Annotated in this window: 18 protein-coding genes; 10 read left to right on the forward strand and 8 right to left on the reverse strand. The window is 71.1% G+C overall.

Features of this window, described 5'->3' with window-relative positions; translation table 11 throughout:
* Nucleotides 1–38 precede the first annotated feature (38 nt).
* Nucleotides 39–692, forward strand: a complete 654-nt coding sequence (locus E6A26_RS13405) for a Pr6Pr family membrane protein (protein WP_136611707.1) — start codon at nt 39–41, stop codon at nt 690–692.
* A complete protein-coding gene (locus E6A26_RS13410; protein ID WP_136611708.1) occupies nt 689–1,387 on the forward strand; it encodes a dienelactone hydrolase family protein in 699 nt (232 codons plus the stop codon). The genes E6A26_RS13405 and E6A26_RS13410 overlap by 4 nt, the downstream gene beginning before the upstream one ends.
* Before the next feature lie 19 nt (nt 1,388–1,406).
* On the opposite strand, the gene E6A26_RS13415 is transcribed toward E6A26_RS13410, so the two are convergent.
* Nucleotides 1,407–2,933 carry an MFS transporter gene (locus E6A26_RS13415; protein WP_136611709.1) on the reverse strand — a complete coding sequence of 509 codons (1,527 nt, stop codon included), beginning with the start codon at nt 2,931–2,933 and terminating at the stop codon, nt 1,407–1,409.
* An 82-nt stretch (nt 2,934–3,015) separates the two neighbouring features.
* On the opposite strand from E6A26_RS13415, the gene E6A26_RS13420 reads away from it, so the two are divergent.
* From E6A26_RS13420 to E6A26_RS13435, 4 genes are all read left to right on the forward strand, one after another.
* Entirely contained in the window at nt 3,016–3,564 is a 549-nt protein-coding gene (locus tag E6A26_RS13420; RefSeq protein WP_136611710.1) for a TetR/AcrR family transcriptional regulator, read from the forward strand.
* A 186-nt stretch (nt 3,565–3,750) separates the two neighbouring features.
* A complete protein-coding gene (locus E6A26_RS13425; protein ID WP_136611711.1) occupies nt 3,751–4,506 on the forward strand; it encodes a MerR family transcriptional regulator in 756 nt (251 codons plus the stop codon).
* Between the two features lie 221 nt (nt 4,507–4,727).
* Nucleotides 4,728–5,453, forward strand: a complete 726-nt coding sequence (locus E6A26_RS13430; protein ID WP_136611712.1) for a hypothetical protein — start codon at nt 4,728–4,730, stop codon at nt 5,451–5,453.
* Between the two features lie 76 nt (nt 5,454–5,529).
* A complete protein-coding gene (locus tag E6A26_RS13435; protein ID WP_136611713.1) occupies nt 5,530–5,904 on the forward strand; it encodes a VOC family protein in 375 nt (124 codons plus the stop codon).
* 107 nt (nt 5,905–6,011) lie between these two features.
* Here the strand turns inward: E6A26_RS13435 and E6A26_RS13440 are convergent, their stop codons facing one another.
* Nucleotides 6,012–7,526, reverse strand: coding sequence for an MFS transporter (locus E6A26_RS13440; RefSeq protein ID WP_136611714.1), 1,515 nt, complete (start codon nt 7,524–7,526; stop codon nt 6,012–6,014).
* Nucleotides 7,527–7,611: 85 nt separating this feature from the next.
* Here E6A26_RS13440 and E6A26_RS13445 point away from each other — a divergent pair, with 85 nt between their 5' ends.
* Nucleotides 7,612–7,992 carry a MarR family winged helix-turn-helix transcriptional regulator gene (locus E6A26_RS13445; RefSeq protein WP_136611715.1) on the forward strand — a complete coding sequence of 127 codons (381 nt, stop codon included), beginning with the start codon at nt 7,612–7,614 and terminating at the stop codon, nt 7,990–7,992.
* A 13-nt stretch (nt 7,993–8,005) separates the two neighbouring features.
* Nucleotides 8,006–8,881 (forward strand): glycoside hydrolase family 25 domain-containing protein, encoded by an 876-nt coding sequence (locus E6A26_RS13450; protein ID WP_234865493.1) that lies wholly within the window; start codon nt 8,006–8,008, stop codon nt 8,879–8,881.
* Between the two features lie 125 nt (nt 8,882–9,006).
* On the opposite strand, the gene E6A26_RS13455 is transcribed toward E6A26_RS13450, so the two are convergent.
* Complete coding sequence (locus tag E6A26_RS13455; protein ID WP_136611716.1) at nt 9,007–9,420, reverse strand: DUF5997 family protein; 414 nt, start codon at nt 9,418–9,420, stop codon at nt 9,007–9,009.
* A 32-nt stretch (nt 9,421–9,452) separates the two neighbouring features.
* Here E6A26_RS13455 and E6A26_RS13460 point away from each other — a divergent pair, with 32 nt between their 5' ends.
* A complete protein-coding gene (locus E6A26_RS13460; RefSeq protein WP_136611717.1) occupies nt 9,453–10,232 on the forward strand; it encodes a LysR family substrate-binding domain-containing protein in 780 nt (259 codons plus the stop codon).
* Nucleotides 10,233–10,293: 61 nt separating this feature from the next.
* Here the strand turns inward: E6A26_RS13460 and E6A26_RS13465 are convergent, their stop codons facing one another.
* Genes E6A26_RS13465 through E6A26_RS13480 form a run of 5 tightly spaced genes read right to left on the reverse strand, consistent with a single transcriptional unit; the run spans nt 10,294 to nt 14,114 of the window.
* Entirely contained in the window at nt 10,294–10,731 is a 438-nt protein-coding gene (locus tag E6A26_RS13465; RefSeq protein ID WP_136611718.1) for an ATP-binding protein, read from the reverse strand.
* Nucleotides 10,724–11,056 carry an STAS domain-containing protein gene (locus E6A26_RS13470; RefSeq protein WP_136611719.1) on the reverse strand — a complete coding sequence of 111 codons (333 nt, stop codon included), beginning with the start codon at nt 11,054–11,056 and terminating at the stop codon, nt 10,724–10,726. The genes E6A26_RS13465 and E6A26_RS13470 overlap by 8 nt, the downstream gene beginning before the upstream one ends.
* Nucleotides 11,053–13,011 carry a glycosyltransferase gene (locus E6A26_RS13475; protein ID WP_136611816.1) on the reverse strand — a complete coding sequence of 653 codons (1,959 nt, stop codon included), beginning with the start codon at nt 13,009–13,011 and terminating at the stop codon, nt 11,053–11,055. Before E6A26_RS13475 ends, E6A26_RS13470 begins: the two co-directional genes overlap by 4 nt.
* Nucleotides 13,011–13,220: a hypothetical protein gene (locus E6A26_RS18105; protein ID WP_327407663.1), complete on the reverse strand. Its 210-nt coding sequence runs from the start codon at nt 13,218–13,220 to the stop codon at nt 13,011–13,013. The genes E6A26_RS13475 and E6A26_RS18105 overlap by 1 nt, the downstream gene beginning before the upstream one ends.
* Before the next feature lie 39 nt (nt 13,221–13,259).
* Nucleotides 13,260–14,114 (reverse strand): response regulator, encoded by an 855-nt coding sequence (locus E6A26_RS13480; protein ID WP_327407664.1) that lies wholly within the window; start codon nt 14,112–14,114, stop codon nt 13,260–13,262.
* Between the two features lie 161 nt (nt 14,115–14,275).
* On the opposite strand from E6A26_RS13480, the gene E6A26_RS13485 reads away from it, so the two are divergent.
* Complete coding sequence (locus tag E6A26_RS13485) at nt 14,276–15,931, forward strand: sensor histidine kinase (RefSeq protein ID WP_136611720.1); 1,656 nt, start codon at nt 14,276–14,278, stop codon at nt 15,929–15,931.
* Nucleotides 15,932–16,006: the final 75 nt, after the last annotated feature.

Raw genomic sequence — 16,006 nt, forward strand, 5'->3', positions numbered from 1 at the left:
TGCTTGCCTGGTCCCGCCGTGTCGGAGAGGCTGTGCGCATGAAGCGGTTGATCTTCGTGGGGGCGCGCTTCTTCTTCGCGGCCCTGACCTTCGCAGCAGTCGGCACCCAGTTCGTGGTCGGCGTGGTCGGTAAGGGCTTCGACGCCGGCCACTACTTCAGCTACTTCACCAACCTCTCTAACCTGTTCGCCGCCGTCGTCCTCTCCGTGAGTGCCTACCGGGTGTTCGCGCGGCGCCCGCCCACCGAGGCCGACGACGTCGCGAGGGGCAGCGCGGTCGTCGCCATGGCCGTCGTCGGACTCGTGTTCGGGGTCCTCCTCGCCGACCAGGACCTCGGCGGCCTGCTTCCGTGGGTCAATACCGTCACCCACATCGTCATGCCGCTGGTCATGGTCGCGGACTGGCTGGTCCAGCCGCCGCTGGCGCGCCTGCGGGCCGTCCACGTCTGGTGGTGGCTCCTGTATCCGATGGCCTATCTCGCCTACAGCCTCATCCGCGGCGCGATCGTCGCGTGGTATCCGTACTGGTTCATCAACCCCGCGCTCGCGGGCGGCTGGGGCGGGGTGGCCGTCTTCGCCGTCGCGATCTCGGTGGGCTTCGTTGTAGTGAGCCTCGCGATGGTGTGGCTCGGGAACCGGCTGCCGCGGAGGGTGGACTTCGGGCAGGCCGGGCCGGTTAGCGTGGTGCCATGAGTGCAGACAGGCCCTTCCAGAACGTCACGTTCCCGTCCGCGGGCCGGGAGGCCCACGGCTATCTGGCCCGCCCGGCGTCGGGCTCGGGGCCCGGTGTCATCGTCATCCAGGAGTGGTGGGGGCTCGTCGACCACATCCGCGACATCGCCGACCGCCTCGCCGCAGAAGGCTTCGTGGCCCTCGCGCCGGACCTCTTCGGCGGGCGCGTGGCGCATGACGGCGCCGAGGCCGCCCGCATCATGCGGGACCTCCCGGAGCAGGAGGGCGCGCGGCTGCTGGCCGGCGCTGTGGACTACCTCCTGAGCCTGCCCGAGGTCACGAGCTCGACCGTGGGCACGATCGGCTTCTGCATGGGCGGCGGCTTCGTGCTGCAGCTCGCGGCCCAGCAGGGCGAGCGCGTGAGCGCCGCGGTTCCGTTCTACGGCGTGGGGCAGGGCGTCCCGAACGACTTCTCCGGCGTCCGCGCCGCCATCCAAGGGCACTACGGCAAGCACGACCGTGGCTATCCCGTCGCGGAGGCGCGCAAGCAGGAGGAGCAGATCCGGCGCGAGTCCGGCGCCGAGGTCGAGTTCTTCTACTACGACGCCGGGCACGCCTTCGCCAACGACTCCAACCCTCAGGGCAACTACCGCCCCGAGGCGGCGAAGCTCGCGTGGTCCCGCGCGGTCGAGTTCCTCAAGCACAAGGTGCGCTGATCCTGGCCCTGCCCGGAGTTCACCTCGCGCGCGGGACGAGGGCGCGGCGGACGACGGCGGCGGCCACCAGCATGAGCACCGCGCCGATCGCCGCGGTCACCCCGACGCCCGAGTCGAACGCGTGGCGCGCGGAGTCCACCAGCCCCGCGGCCGCTGGCCCGGGAAGGAGGGTGGCGGCGTCGACCGCTCCGCCAAGCGTCTCGCGCGCCCGGGCGGCAGCCTCTGCGGGGAGTCCTCCCGGGACGACGACGTTGAGCCGGTACGCCGCGCCCAGCACGCTCCCGAGGATCGCCGTGCCGAGGACCGCCCCGAGTTCATAGGCTGTCTCCGAGATCGCGGAGGCGGCGCCGGCCTTCGCGGGCGGCACGCTCGCGATGATGAGGTCGTTCGAGAGCGTCTCGGCGAGGCCCACTCCCGCGCCGACCACGGCGAATCCAGTGAGCAGGGTCGGCAACGAGCCGTCGCGGCCGAACGCGAGCACGGTGCCGTAGCCCAGGGCGTTGAGCAGGAGGCCGGCGACCATCACGGTCGGCGCCGAGAACCGGGCGGCGAGCCGCACGGCCGCGAGGCCGGTCAGGATCGTGAGCCCGAGGCCCGGCAGCATGAGGAGGCCCGAGCGGAGCGGCGATTCCCCCGCGACGAGCTGGAGGTGCTGCGAAAGGAACAGCACGAAGCCGACGAGCGAGAAGATGCTCAGCAGGTTCGTGACGAGGCCCGCGCTGAACGCCGGCGTCCGGAAGAGCCGCACGTCGAGCATGGGTTGACCGCGCCGCAGCTGCCTCCGCACGAAGGCCCACCCGGCCACGAGCCCAACGGCGAGGACGACCGCGGCGGGGGCGCCGCCGTCGTGCGCGAGCTCCTTGACCCCGTAGACCACCGCCGTCGCTGCCGCGATGACGAGGAGGATGCTTGGCGCGTCCACGGGCGACGGCGCGGCGTCGCGCGATTCGGGCACGAGGAACGGGGCGAGCACGAGGAGCGGGACGAGCGCCGGCACCGCGAGGAGGAAGACCGAGCCCCACGCGAAGTGCTCGAGCAGCGCGCCGCCCACGAGCGGCCCCAGCGCGGCGCCGCCCGAATACGCCGCGGCCCAGATCGCGATCGCGAGGCGGCGCTCGGCGGCGTCCGCGAAGATGTTCCGGATGAGCGAGAGCGTGGCAGGCATGATCATCGAGCCGAAGACGCCGATGAGCGCGCGGGCCGCGATGAGCTGGCCCGCGCTCGTGGCGAACGCCGCGGCCGCGGAGACGAGGGCGAAGCCCGTGGCGCCGATGAGCAGCATGCGCCGGCGGCCGAAGCGGTCCCCGAGGCTGCCCATCGGTACGAGGAGGCCGGCGAGGACGAGGGCGTAGACGTCGACGATCCACAGGAGCTCCGTGCCGCTCGGCTGGAGAGCGAGCGAGATGGCGGGCAGTGCGAACGCGAGCACGGTGTTGTCGACGGCGATGAGCAGCACCGGGAACATGAGCGCGGTGAGCGCGAGCCAGCGGCGCGCGGCGGTGGATGCCAGCGGATGGGCGGCGAGGGTCTGTGAGGTCTGGACCATGGTGGTTCCTGCTCTCGGAGGGGTTTTCAAGATAACTGTACCGTCTGGACGGTTTAGTATCAACGCCGCGTACAGTGGCCCTATGCCCAGACCGCCCAAGGCCCGCGAGGCCCTTCTTGCCGCGTACCGAGACCTCCTCGTGTCCGAGGGGGAGCGCGCGGCGACCATGGACGCCGTCGCGGCCAAGGCGGGAGTCTCGAAGGGTGGGCTGCTGTACCACTTCAAGAGCAAGGACGCTCTCGCCGAGGCGCTGCTGGGGGCGCTGCGGGCCGCCGCGGGGGACGATCGGGAGCGGATGGCGGCGGATCCGGAGGGGCCCTCACGGTACTTCGTGCGCACGTCCGTCAACTCGGGTACGGACATGGACGCCCTCTTCGTCGCGACGGTTCGGCTGGCGCAGTCCGGGCATCCCGACGCGCTCGCCGTGCTCGAAGAGCTCGACGCCGCCTGGCTCGAGCTCATCCGTCGCGAGATTGACGACCCGGCCGTCGCGACCGCCGTCATGCTCATGGGCGAGGGGCTGTACCACTACTCGTCGCTGGCCGGGACGTGGCCCGAGCAGTCGTTCGGAACGTCGCTCGGGGAGCTCCTCGCGGTCGTGGACCGGCTGAGCGGCCGCGCGACCGGCTAGGCCGGCCGATTCCGACCGGGACTGGCCGCGGTTCGACGGCGTGTCGTGAGGACACGCCGCGGCCGAGGCGAATCTGGCGGCAGAGCTGGTCGGAATCTCCGGCCCGGGATGCACAGCTAGATTGGCTGGCCCCTTGACCTTGACGCTGCGTCAACTTCTACGCTCTAAGAAGCAAGGAGGGAACGCATGGACTGGAGCATCCAGGAGGTCGCCAAGTTCGCCGGCACCACGAGCAGGACGCTGCGCCACTACGGCACGATCGGCCTGCTCGAACCGAGCCGCGTGGGCCACAACGGCTACCGCTACTACGACGAGGAGTCGCTCGTGCGGCTCCAGCGCATCCTCCTACTCCGCGAGCTCGGGCTTGGCCTGCCGGCCGTCGCGGAGGTCCTCGAGAACCAACGGGACCAAGCCGCCGCGCTGCGCACGCACCTCGCGTGGCTGCGGCAGGAGCAGGAGAGGCTCGCGCGCCAGGCGCGGGCCGTCGAGTCGACGATTCAGCAATTGGAAGGAGGCGGCCAACTCATGGCACAGGACATGTTCGATGGGTTCGACCACACGCAGTACAAGGAAGAGGTCGAGGCCCGCTGGGGCGCAAAGGCCTACGCCGACAGCGACAAGTGGTGGCGTGGGCTCGGCACCGAGGGCCAGCAGGAGTGGAAGGGGCGCGTCGCGCGTCTTATGGACGACTGGCGCGCCGCCGCCGCGAGCGGCGCCTCGCCCGAGAGCGACACGGCCCAGACCCTCGCCGCCCGACACGTCGAATGGCTCGGCTCCATCCCGGGCACACCGGGCTACCCCGAGGGCACCGCGAAGGCCTACGTGCTCGGCCTCGCCGACATGTACGTCGCGGACGAGCGCTTCGCCGCCAACTACGGAGGCGCCGACGGTGCGGCGTACGTGCGGGACGCCCTCCACGCGTACGCCGAGCGCGAGCTCTAGGCCGCCCGGGGCGCGAGGCGGGCGCACGAGGCGGGGGGGTCACGCGGCACGGGGCCGGTTGCGCGGACGACGGCGGGTGGGCGGACGACGGCGGGTGAGCGGACGACGGCGGGTGAGCGGACGACGGCGGGTGAGCACCCGCCGTCGTCCGCGGTCTGCTCGCCCAACCCAGCCGCATTCAGGGAAGCGGCGCTACACTCGCCGCAGATCCTGGAGGAGAAGTGACGAGTGCTGACGCGACCGATACGCCGGAGTCCGCACCGGAGGGCGGCTCGCGGAGCGGGGCTGGCGTCGCCGGAAACGAAAGGCTGACGGCGCTGACTGGTGCGGTCCTGCTCGTGCTGTTCGCGGTGGAGATCGTCACGCTGATCCAGTTGCGCGGCCTCATGCCGCTGCACTTCTTCGTCGGAGTGCTCCTGATCGGCCCGGTTGCGGTCAAGACGGCGTCGACCGGGTGGCGGTTCGTGCGCTACTACGCACGGCATCCCGCGTATCGGCGCAAGGGCCCGCCGAACCCCGTGATGCGCGTGCTCTCTCCGCTTCTGCTGCTGTTCACGGTCGCCGTCATCGGGAGCGGGGTTGCGCTCGCGTTCACCGGCCCGGCGCCACCCGTCCTGTTGAAGCTGCACGTGGTGAGCTTCCTCGGGTGGCTTGCGCTCATCCTCGTCCACGTCGCGGTGTACGTTTCGCGCGTTCCCCGGCTGATCGCCGAGGACTGGCGCACCCGCCGCCGTCCGGGCACCCCGCCGGAGGGCAGGGCCGCCAGGCTCGGGGCCAACGCAGCCGCTCTCGTGGCCGCGGCCATCCCGGCGGCGCTCCTGCTGCCCGCCGCCACGGTGTGGGCCGGCTGGCTAGAGCAGCCTGTGACGGGGCCGGGGGTCGTGGCGATCACGCTGAGCGTCATCCTGGCGCTGGCGCTCGCGTTCCGGCGAGGGCGCCGCCGGTGAGCGGACGACGGCGGGTGCGCGCCCGCCGTCGTCCGCTGTCCTAGCGACCCCAGAGAACCCTGCCTAGGCTGGGCGCATGCGAGTCAAGATGTGCAGCATTCACGTGACCGATCCCGCCGCCGCCCACAGCTTCTACACCGAGACCCTCGGCTTCGACACGCTCATGGCGATGCCGGAGATCAACCTGTTCATCGTGTCTTCGCCCGGCACGCCGGGGCTCGGGCTCCTGCTCGAGCCGAGCGACAACCCCGTGGCCGAGGCCTACCGCAGCGGGGTCTACGCCCAGGGGCTGCCCGCCATCATCTTCGGCTCGGCCGACGTGCGCGCAGACTACGAGCGGCTCACGACCGCGGGTGTCGCCTTCCAGAGCGAGCCCGCCGAGGGCCCGGCGGGCCTCACGGCCGTCTTCGACGACACGTTCGGCAACTTCGTCCAGCTCCACCAGGACTGAGCTCCGGCCAAGACGCGACCCCATGGTTGTGGGGTCCCGTCCCGGCGGTTGTGGGGTCTCGTCCCGACCATTGTGGGGTCCCTGCCAACCCGTCACGGAGTCTGTGGTCAGGCGGCGCGCCGGATCTTCCACCAGCGGGGGGCCGCGGCAATCGCGAGCCCGGCCATCGCGACGGCCGTGCTCAGTCCGAGGCCGGGGCGGAAGACGTCGAGCATGGCCGCCGCCGACGCCTGGCCGTGTCCGTCGGCCCCGGCGCCGCCCGAGCCGACGATGGCCGTGGTCACCGCGAGCACGACCGCCGCGCCCACCTGGGTGCTCGTCTGGATGAGGCCCGCGGCGAGGCCCTGCTCGTTGTCGTGGATCCCGGCCGTCGCCTGCACGTTGATGGACGGGAACCCGAGCGCGAAGCCGACGCCCAGAAGCAGGACGGACGGGAGGATGTCCGTCGCGTACACGGGCTGCGTGCCGATCCGGAGGAACAGAAGGTAGCCCAGCGAGAGCGAGAGCAGCCCCGCGATCACGAGCCGGGTCGCCCCGAAGCGGTCGATGAGCCGGCTCGCGAACGGCGCGCTGCCCGCCACCATGAGCCCCGCGGGGAGCAGCGCGAGGGCCATCGCGAGCGGTGCCCAGCCGAGAACTGACTGCAGGTACAGCGTCACGATGAATTGGAAGCTCAGGTAGGAGCCGAAGAGGGCCACGGCCGCGAGATTGGCGCGCGCCACCCAGCCCTCGCGCAAAATTCCGAAGCGGATGAGCGGGTGCTTGGCCCGCGTCTCGATCCAGGCGAACGCCGCGAGGACGGCGGCCGACGCCGCGAAGCCGCCGATTGTCCGCGCCGAACCCCAGCCTGCGTCGGGCGCCGAGACAAGAGTGAAGACGAGCCCGAGCATGCCCAGCGCAAGGGTGACGGCACCCCAGACGTCGTGCCCGCCGTCGTCCGCGGGGCGGTCCCGCGGGATGAAACGGAGGCCGAGGACGACTGCCGCCACGGCAAACGGCACGGAGAAGAGGAACGTCCAGCGCCAGCTGAGCGCCGTCATGAGGCCGCCGACCACGAGGCCGAGCGAGAACCCGCTGGCCCCGAACGTCGTGTAGATGGAGATCGCGCGATTGCGCTCGCGGCCTTCCGCGAAGTTGGTCGTGATGATCGAGAAGCCGGTCGGCGCCGTGAACGCAGCCGCGAGGCCCTTGATGAAGCGCGTGGCGATGAGCAGGGTCGGGTCGCTGACGAGGCCGCCGAAGAGCGACGCGGCCGCGAAGACAGTGAGCGCGGCGAGGAAGATCCGTCGGCGCCCCATGATGTCGGCCATGCGCCCGCCGAGGAGCAGGAGGGAACCGTACCCGAGCACGTAGCCGGAGACGATCCATTGAAGCGATTCTGTGCCAAGGCCGAGCTCGCGGCCGATCGAGGGGAGGGCCACTCCGACCATCGAGACGTCGAGGCCGTCCAGGGCGAGCACGACGCAGAGGGTCACGAGGAGGAGCCACTGGGCGCGCGTCCACTGGGCCGCGGGGATCCCGGCACCGGGCGCGGAACCGATCGCGGCACCGGTCGCGGCGGTGTTCGTCGCGGAGGTCTGAGGGGTGGCCAAGTCGGGAAGGGTGGTCAGCTCTTGTGCCATGGCCTCGACGTTACATGACCCTTCATTCAATGACAAGGAAAAAGATGAACTGGAATTTAAATCGAAGTGGCGATACACTCGGAACATGTCTACGGAGGCACTACCCCAGCTCGTAGAACAGTGGCGAGCCATCCAGTCCGCCTATCTCAAGACCTCCAATGCGCTCGATCGCGAACTTTCCGCGCGCCACGGGATCGGGCTCAACGAGTTCGAGACGCTCGATCTCCTCTCCGAGCAGAGCGCCGACGGGTGCCGCATGAAGGACCTCAACGCCATCTCGCCGATGACCCAGAGCGCGCTCTCGAAGATCGTCGACCGGCTCGAGAAGGCCGGATATGTGCGGCGCGCCGCGTGCGCAGAGGATCGGCGCTCGCTCTATCTCGAGCTTACCGATGCCGGCGCCCGGCTCCATGGCGAGGCTGCGGCCACGCACCGCGATCTCCTCATGGCGAATCTCCCGAGCTGAGCCCCCGCACATCTTGGCCTTCGCCTCCCGCGCGCTACGACCCTTCCGTGTCCTGCGAACCGGCGCAGCCCTCCGCTGCGCCGGGGCCGCGCTGGGCGCGCTCCTGGTCCTCGCGCTCGGGGGTGCGGCCGTCCCGTCGCTTCCGACTCCACTCGCGCACACCTCGGAGCCCCCCGCCCTGGGTGCCGACATCTCGTACCCCCAGTGCCGCGCGCTCCCGCCGTCGAACGTTGCCTTCGGTGTGGTCGGGGTAAACCACGGCACCTCGACGACGACCAACCCGTGCCTCGCCGCGGAGCTCGCGTGGGCCAACGGGACGGCGGGCGGGACCGCGCAGCCGAAGCTCCAGCTCTACATCAACACGAGCAATCCGGGCGAGCCAGGGCCCGCCCCGGCGCCTGCGGGCTGGCCGAAGTCTGGATCGACGCCCTACGGGACGTGCTCCGGCCAGTCCACGTCAGCGTGCGCGTGGCAGTTCGGCTGGGACCGCGCGGCCGAGGACGTCGCCGAACGCCTCGCGCCGGCCGCCCGCTCGGCCGGCCTGCCGACCGGGGCCAACAGCTACACATGGTGGCTCGACGTCGAGACCGCCAACACGTGGCAGCCGGACACGACCGCGAACCGCGCCGTGCTCGAGGGCATGACGGCCTCGCTTGCGGCGCAGGGCGCGCGGATCGGCCTGTATTCGACGGCGCGGCAGTGGGGGCGCATCGTCGGAAGCGCGCCCAGCACGAGCCCGCTCGCGGCCCTGCCGGAGTGGCTGGCAGGGGCGACGACGGCGGACGGCGCCAAGGAGCTGTGCTCGCAGGCCCCGCTGACGAGCCGCGGGCGCGTCGAGCTTGCCCAATACATGGCAGCGGTCGACGGCGACTACCCCTGCCCAGGCTGATCCCGCGACTCGCCTGCGTCGGCGCGGCCGCCGCGAGTGACGGGACCCCGCAAGGGTTGGGACGGGACCCCGCAAGGGTTGGGACGGGACCCCGCAACGGTGGGGACGGGACCCCGCAACCTCTGTCAGTGGTAGTGGCGCGGGTCCGCCTTGATCTTCTTCTGCGACTTGGCCGCTGCGGCGTCGCGGATGCGCTTCTGCTCCTCGCGGACAGCCGCCATGTTGGCGCGCTCGTCGACGAGCCACTGGGGGCGGTTCTGCAGGAGGTCGCCGATCTCGGCGGTCGTGAGCGCGTCGGTCACGCCACCGCGGGCGAGGCCGCTGACCGACACGTTGAGCTTCTGGGCGACGACGGGCCGCGGGTGCGGGCCGTTGCGCCGCAGCTCCGCGAGCCACTCCGGGGGATTGGCGGTGAGCTCGTCGAGCTGCTCGCGAGTCACCTCGCCGTCCTGGAACTCCGCTGGCGTCGCGGGCAGGTAGATGCCCAGCTTCTTCGCGGCGGTGGCCGGCTTCATGGTCTGGGGCTTGCGGGAAGTCATGGGTTAAGCGTAGCCGGGCTACGGTTGACCTCATGAGTTCCGAGCACGTGCCCCCGGCCGGCCTGCGCGTTGCCTTCGTGGCGGGCGTCTCGCCGGGCAAGTGGTTCCACCGCTGGGAGGAGCGCTTCCCGGGCGTGCCCCTCACCTCGGAGATGGTCGACGACGCCGAGCAGCTCGCCGTGATCCACGACGGACGGGCGGACGTCGCCTTCGTGCGCCTCCCCGTGGACCGCGAGGGGCTCCACGTCATCCCGCTCTACGACGAGATCCCCGTGGTCGTGGCGCCGAAGGGCCACGAGATCCAGGCGTTCGAGGAGGTGCCCCTTGCGGAGATCGAGGACGAGCTCTTCGAGTACGACGGCGGCCCCTCCGAGCGCCTTGACCTCGTGGAGGGCGGCGCGGGCCTCGCCATCCTGCCGATGAGTGTGGTCCGCCACTTCAACCGCAAGGAGCTCCGGTACCGCCCCGTCACCGGCGTTCCGGAGTACGCGGTGGGCATCGCGTGGCTGCAGGACAACGAGAGCGACGAGATCCAGGAGTTCATCGGCGTGGTCCGGGGCCGCTCGGCGAGCAGCTCGCGCCAGTCCTCGGTGCAGCGGGATCAGCAGGAGGCCGCGAAGCAGCGTCGGGTGGACCGGGCCGCCTCGCAGTCGGCCGATGCGAAGGCGCGCAACGACGCGAGCCGCGCCGCCAAGGCAGCCCGCTCGGGACGCGGCACGGGGAAGGGCGGGAGGCCGGGCGGGGCCGGCAAGCCGGGCACGGCGGGCGGCAAGGGGCGCCGCCCGGGCGCGGGCCGCCGTCGTCCGCGCTGAGCCCGCCCCCGGCGCCCGAGCGTGAACCCGCCACCCGGCGCGCGAGCGTCAACGCCGCGCGTCAGGTCGCGGGGTCGTGGGGCACCGAGCGTCGCGTGAGCGTCCAGAGGTTGGCTCCGTCGCGCCGCTCGCACGTGATTGTGGTGAGCAGCTGTCGGGCCAGCGCGAGGCCACGGCCGGCCTCCGCCTCGGGGTCGGGCATCTCGCCCGCGCCCTCGGGAATGTTGACCGGCTGGGCGCCGAGCTCGAAGAGCCGCGCGAGCAGCAGATCGGGCTGCACCTCGACCTCGAGGTCGAGCTGGACCTCGCCTCCGGGGGGCTTCGCATGCCGGACGGCATTGGTGACGACCTCGACGACGGCCAGCTCAAACGGGAGCCGGTCCTCTGGGCCGATGACGAGCGCGTTGTCCCACAGGCGCACGAGCTCGTCCTGCACTGCCTCGACGATGGGAGGGGTCGCGGGACCGCGCACATGCCCCTCAGCAAGTACCTCAGGCATTCCGGTACGCGTCCTCGACGTCGCCGTATGGTGTCAGGATCCGGTCCATGCTGGTCAGCTTGAGCACCATCTGCACCTGCTCTCTCACGTTGGCTATTCGGAGATCGCCGCCAGCCTGCCGCGCGGCCTTGAGGCACCCCACGAGCGCCCCGAGGCCCGAGGAGTCCATGAACTCCGTCTCGCCGAGATTCAGGACTATACGGCGGTGCCCCAGCTCAATCGCCCTCGACACCTCGGCCTTGAGCATGGGGGCGCTGATCATGTTGAGCCGTCCGTGTGCGGACACCTCAGTGAAGCCGTTCCGCTCCAGGACGGCGAATTTCATACTTCCTCCTTGTCCGCGACGGCACGCGGTTCGTAACCCTGATATCGTGCAGCACCGACGAGAACGCTCAGCAGGACGACGTCGAAGATCGCCCAGACGATGTTCACCACGGTACCGAGCCCTTGGCTGAGGCCGAAGCCCCATCGGATGACACCCGTCACACAGCCCACGATGAGCAGCACCGCGAGGATGGCCTGAGGCCAGACCAGCGGCAGAGCGCGGCGGCGCTCGCCCCGCGACTTCGGCGTCACGGCAAACCCCAGGGGGCGCCCGAACCACACGTTCGCGGCGGCCGAGGTGCACGCGCGGATCCACGTGGGGAACAGGGCCAAGCTGTACTGCTGTCCGCGCCACGTCTTGGCGCCCTGCGCCACGAGGACGAACAGGATCTGATTGAGCACCATGAACGGCACGAAGCGCTCGAAGAACGCCGTGCTGAGCGCGTGGACCGGGAGGACGCCGAACAGGAGGTACGCGAGCGGGCCGGCGAAATACACGACCGCGGCGAAGCCCGAGAGGTAGCTCCACATCGTCGCGAAATACATGAGCCGCTGCGGCCACGAGAGGCCGCGCATGTTCAGCGGGTTCTCGCGCAGCATGACCTGGACGGTGCCCTGCGCCCAGCGGAGGCGCTGCGTGAGCATCGACGGCAGATCCTCCGGCGCGAGGCCCACGGCGAGGATCTCGTGGTGGTACACGCTGCGCCAGCCGGACGCGTGAAGCCGCATCGACGTCGACATGTCCTCCGTCACGGAGATGGTCGAGAGCGGCATGATCGGCTGCGCCTCGTGCAGCCGCTCGACGCTCACCGCGTCCAGGAGTGCGCGCACCGATTCCAGCGCGCCGAGCGGCGAGAGGTCGCGGGCCACCAGGCGGTCGACGGCGGCGTCCAGCTCCGCGGGATCGTCGCCGAGGGCTTCGTCCTCGAATTCTGCCAATTCTGCGCGGAGGGCCGCCGCGTCCGCCGAGGCGGCCTCGAGGTCGCGGGCCACGAGCGTGCGGACCGCGGCGTCGACGTCGGCCTGGACGAAATAGGTCGCGTCGCCGAACGAGTCCCCTGAATCGAGGCGCCTCGAACCCTCGGCGAGGGCCGCCTCGACCCGAGCGAGCAGCGCGGCGACGTTGGGATCGCGGGCCTCGGGCCGCCGTCGTGCGGTGCGCAGAACCCGGCGGCCAGCCGTCAGTGCCCGGCTGACCCGCCGCTCGGTGTCCTCGACATAGCCCGCGAGGCCCAGCTGCATGAGGGCCTCCCGGCGCAGCACGGCGTTGGAGCCGCAGAAGAACGCCGCGTTCCAGCCGTCCTTGCCCTGCTGGATCGGGCCGTAGAACAGGGGAGCCTGGCTCCCGAGGGGATCGTTCTCCGGAACATTGCCGAACCACTGGGGCGTCTGCACGAAGGCCACGCGGCGGTTGTTGAAGTAGCCCAGGGTCTGGTCGAGGATCTCGGGCCGCGGGATCTGGTCGGCGTCCAGGATCAGCACGAACTCGCCCTGGGTCTCGTGGAGCGCATTGTTGAGGTTGCCGGCCTTCGCGTGGCGCGGCTTGCCCTGCCACTCCGACCCCCGTGAGACGTAGCCCGCGCCGAGACGCTCCGCGGCGGCACGCATCTCAGGGCGCGCGCCGTCGTCGAGCACCCACGTGGTGTGGGGGTAGCGGATCGCGAGGGCCGCGCGCGTCGTCTCGAGGACGAGCTCGGGGTCCTCGTTGTACGTCGTGATGAAGACGTCCACGGTGAGGCCCTGCGGGGCAGTTGGGGCGACCTCGCGGTTCGACATGCGCCAGATGGTGAGCGAGAAGAGGGCGACGTCGATGAGGGAGTACGTCTCCGCGGCCACGAGCGGGAGGGCGATCCACCACGCGTCCCAATTGAGGGACGCCGTCCAGCGCCACGTGATGTAGATGAGGCCCATGACAACGGTGAGGGCCGCGACGATGCGGATGGCATGGATGCTCATCATCTGACGGCGGCTCCGTTGGCGAGGCCAGGGACGCGTTCGCGCTTGACCACGATGGCCGTCGTATCGTCCTGGCCCGTCGAATCGAGGCCGATGACGTTGCGGACTGCCGTGTCCGCGTCCGGGGCGGCGAGGATGGCGGCCGCGGCGGCGTCGAGCGCGTCGTCGACCCGCGGGAACGCCTCGAGGAGCCCGTCGCTCAGTGCCACGAGCGCGCCGCCGGGCTCGAGATTGCCGTCGTGGGCAGTTCACTCGGCGCCCTGGAGGAGGCCGATGGGCGGCCCGGACGTCGTGAGCCGCTCCCACACGCCGTCGGGGTGGATGAGGAGGCCCAGGCCGTGGCCCGCGTCGACGTACGTGAAGTCCCCGCTCGCGGCGTCGAGCCGCGTGTGGAGGAGCGTCACGAAGGAGCCAAGACGCAGCAGGTCAGGCTCGAGGGCGCGCGCGGCGGTGCCGACGAGTGCGCCCGGGCCCTGCTCGAGGCGTCCCGGGCGGAGCACGGCGCGTGCGGTCGCCGCGACGAGCGCGGCGCCCATGCCCTTGCCCATGGCGTCCGCGAGAGTGAACGCGAGGGACATCCCGTCCGTCTCCCAGTCGAAGAAGTCCCCGCCCACGCTCCGGGACGGGTGGCACGCGCCCGCGACGTCGTAGCCGCGCACGTTGGGTGCCCGGTCGGGCAGGAGGCCCTGCTGGACGCGTGCGGCGGTCTGCAGATCGGTCTCCTGGACCGAGGCCGCGCGGGGCCGGCGGAACAGTGCCTCGATGCGGGCCTGGAGCTCGCGGGGGCTGAACGGCTTGGCGAGCACGTCGTCGGCTCCGCGGTCGAGCGCGTCGAGCCGATCCGCCTCCGCTGCGCGCGCGGTCACCACGAGGATGTACGCGTTGCTGAACATCCGGAGCGTGCGGCAGACCTCGAGGCCGTCGAGGTCGGGGAGGCCCAGGTCCAGCGTGATGAGGTCCGGGGCGTCCCGCCGGGCAGCCTCGAGGGCGGGATAGCCGGCGCCGGCACTCGTTGCCTCAAAGCCCTGGCGGCTCAGCGTCGCTTCGAGGAGCCTACGGATGTCCGGATTGTCCTCAATAATCAGCGCTCGGCGAGTCATCATTCTCCCTTCCACGCCAACTCAATCACTTCTGACCATCCGTGTCACAGACTTGTCAGTGGGATTATCACGCATGACTTGGAGGACCTGTGGATAAGCTTCTCGACGTCCTACTGTTGGGCAGGCGTCGTTTCCGCGCGCTCGGCCCGCGGGGGACTGCCGTATTGAGCCAGCTGCCGCTCAATCTGACCCTGCTCCTTGTCGCTGCCACCCTCGTGTTCGCCGACCCGCAGGCGCTGACGCTCCCGACGTTCGTTGCGGGCCAGGTCGCGGCGCTGATCATCCTGCTCCTGTGCGCCGCGGTGCCGTGGGGGCGGCTGCCCGACTGGTGGGTGCTCGTGATTCCGCTCCTCGACTTCGTCGCGGTGGGACTCGTCCGGAGCGGCGCGGCCGGAGTCCTCTCGGGGCTCGGGCTCCTCACCGTGTTTCCCGTCATGTGGCTCGCGGGCGCCGGCCGGAGGCCGAGGCTCATCGTGGCCGTCTGCGCCTTCGCCTCGCTGCTCATGGTCTGGACGCCGCTCCTCATCATCGGCGACCACGCGCCGCACACGTTCGTCGCTGAGCTCGTGGTCCCCCTCATGCTCGTGTCCGTCGCCGTCGCGATGTCCGTCCTGACGCTCAGCGGGATCGCCCAGCAGGAGCGCGTCGAGGAGCTTCTGGCCCGGAGCGAGACGCGCCAGCGGCTCCTCGACACGGTGCTCGACACGGTCGACGTGGGCGTGCTCGTGATCGACGACTCCGGCACGGACGTCTTCATGAACTCGCGGCAGCGCCAGCTCTACCTGACGGCGCTTCCGCCCGGCGCGGACCGGGCCACCGAGCCCGAACTCCTGATCTACCGTGACGGCAGTGACGCGCTCGTTCCGGCCGCGGAGCGCCCCCTGGGTCGCGCGATCGCCGGCGAGGAGCTCAACCACGAGGTCTTCCGACTCGGGCGTGGGCCGCAGGCCCGGACGGTCTCCATCTCGGCCCGCGAATTCCGCGACGCCGCAGGCACGCGGGCCGGGGCGGTGCTAGCCTGCACCGACGTCACGGAGGTGGTGGCGGCGGTCCGCGCGCGTGACAGCTTCCTCGCCGCGATGTCCCACGAATTCCGCACGCCCCTCACGAGCCTGCTCGGCTACGCCGAACTCCTGCAGGAGGACGAGTCGCTCAGCGCGGCCGCGCGGTCCGACCTGGTCGTGATGAGCCGCAACGCGCGGCACCTCCGGAAGATGGTCGACGACATCCTGGCCGCCTCCATCGAGGGATCGTCGCCCGACGTCCAGCGCACGAAGCTCGATCTGGCCAGACTCGTGCGGCAGGCGGCCGCCTCGGCCGCGCCGGATGCCGAGAGCCGCGGGATCGCCCTCCGCACCGAGGGCGACGGCGAGCTGCCCGTCAACGGCGACAAGACCGGCGTCGTCCGCGTCCTCGACAACCTCGTCTCGAACGCCCTCAAGTATTCGGAATCGGGGTCCTCGGTGACACTCACTACGGAGAGGGACGGCGAGTGGGCCGTGTGCCGCGTGCAGGACGAGGGGATCGGCATCGCTCCGGAGGACCTCGAGCGGATCTTCACGCGCTTCCAGCGGGGCTCCTCGGCGCTCCGCTCGGGCATTCCCGGCATGGGGCTGGGTCTCGCGCTCGCCCACGAGGTCGCTGCCCTGCACGGCGGCCGGCTCGAATGCACGAGCGAGATCGGGGTGGGCAGCGTCTTCACCCTGCGCCTTCCGCTGGCCGGCAGAGGGCACGACGGTCCGCTGCCCGCAGCCTCGGCGCACGTCGACGCCGTCGAGCGCAGCCATGTCTCCGAGAGGGCGGACGACGGCGCGAGCTGAATCGCGCGGTCGACGGACCGGCCCGGGGCGGCAGGGCTTCGTCCGGCTAGCGGTGCGCGGGCGGGTTGGGCGCTA

Source organism: Sinomonas albida (genome assembly GCF_004919045.1).
Lineage (GTDB): Bacteria > Actinomycetota > Actinomycetes > Actinomycetales > Micrococcaceae > Sinomonas > Sinomonas albida.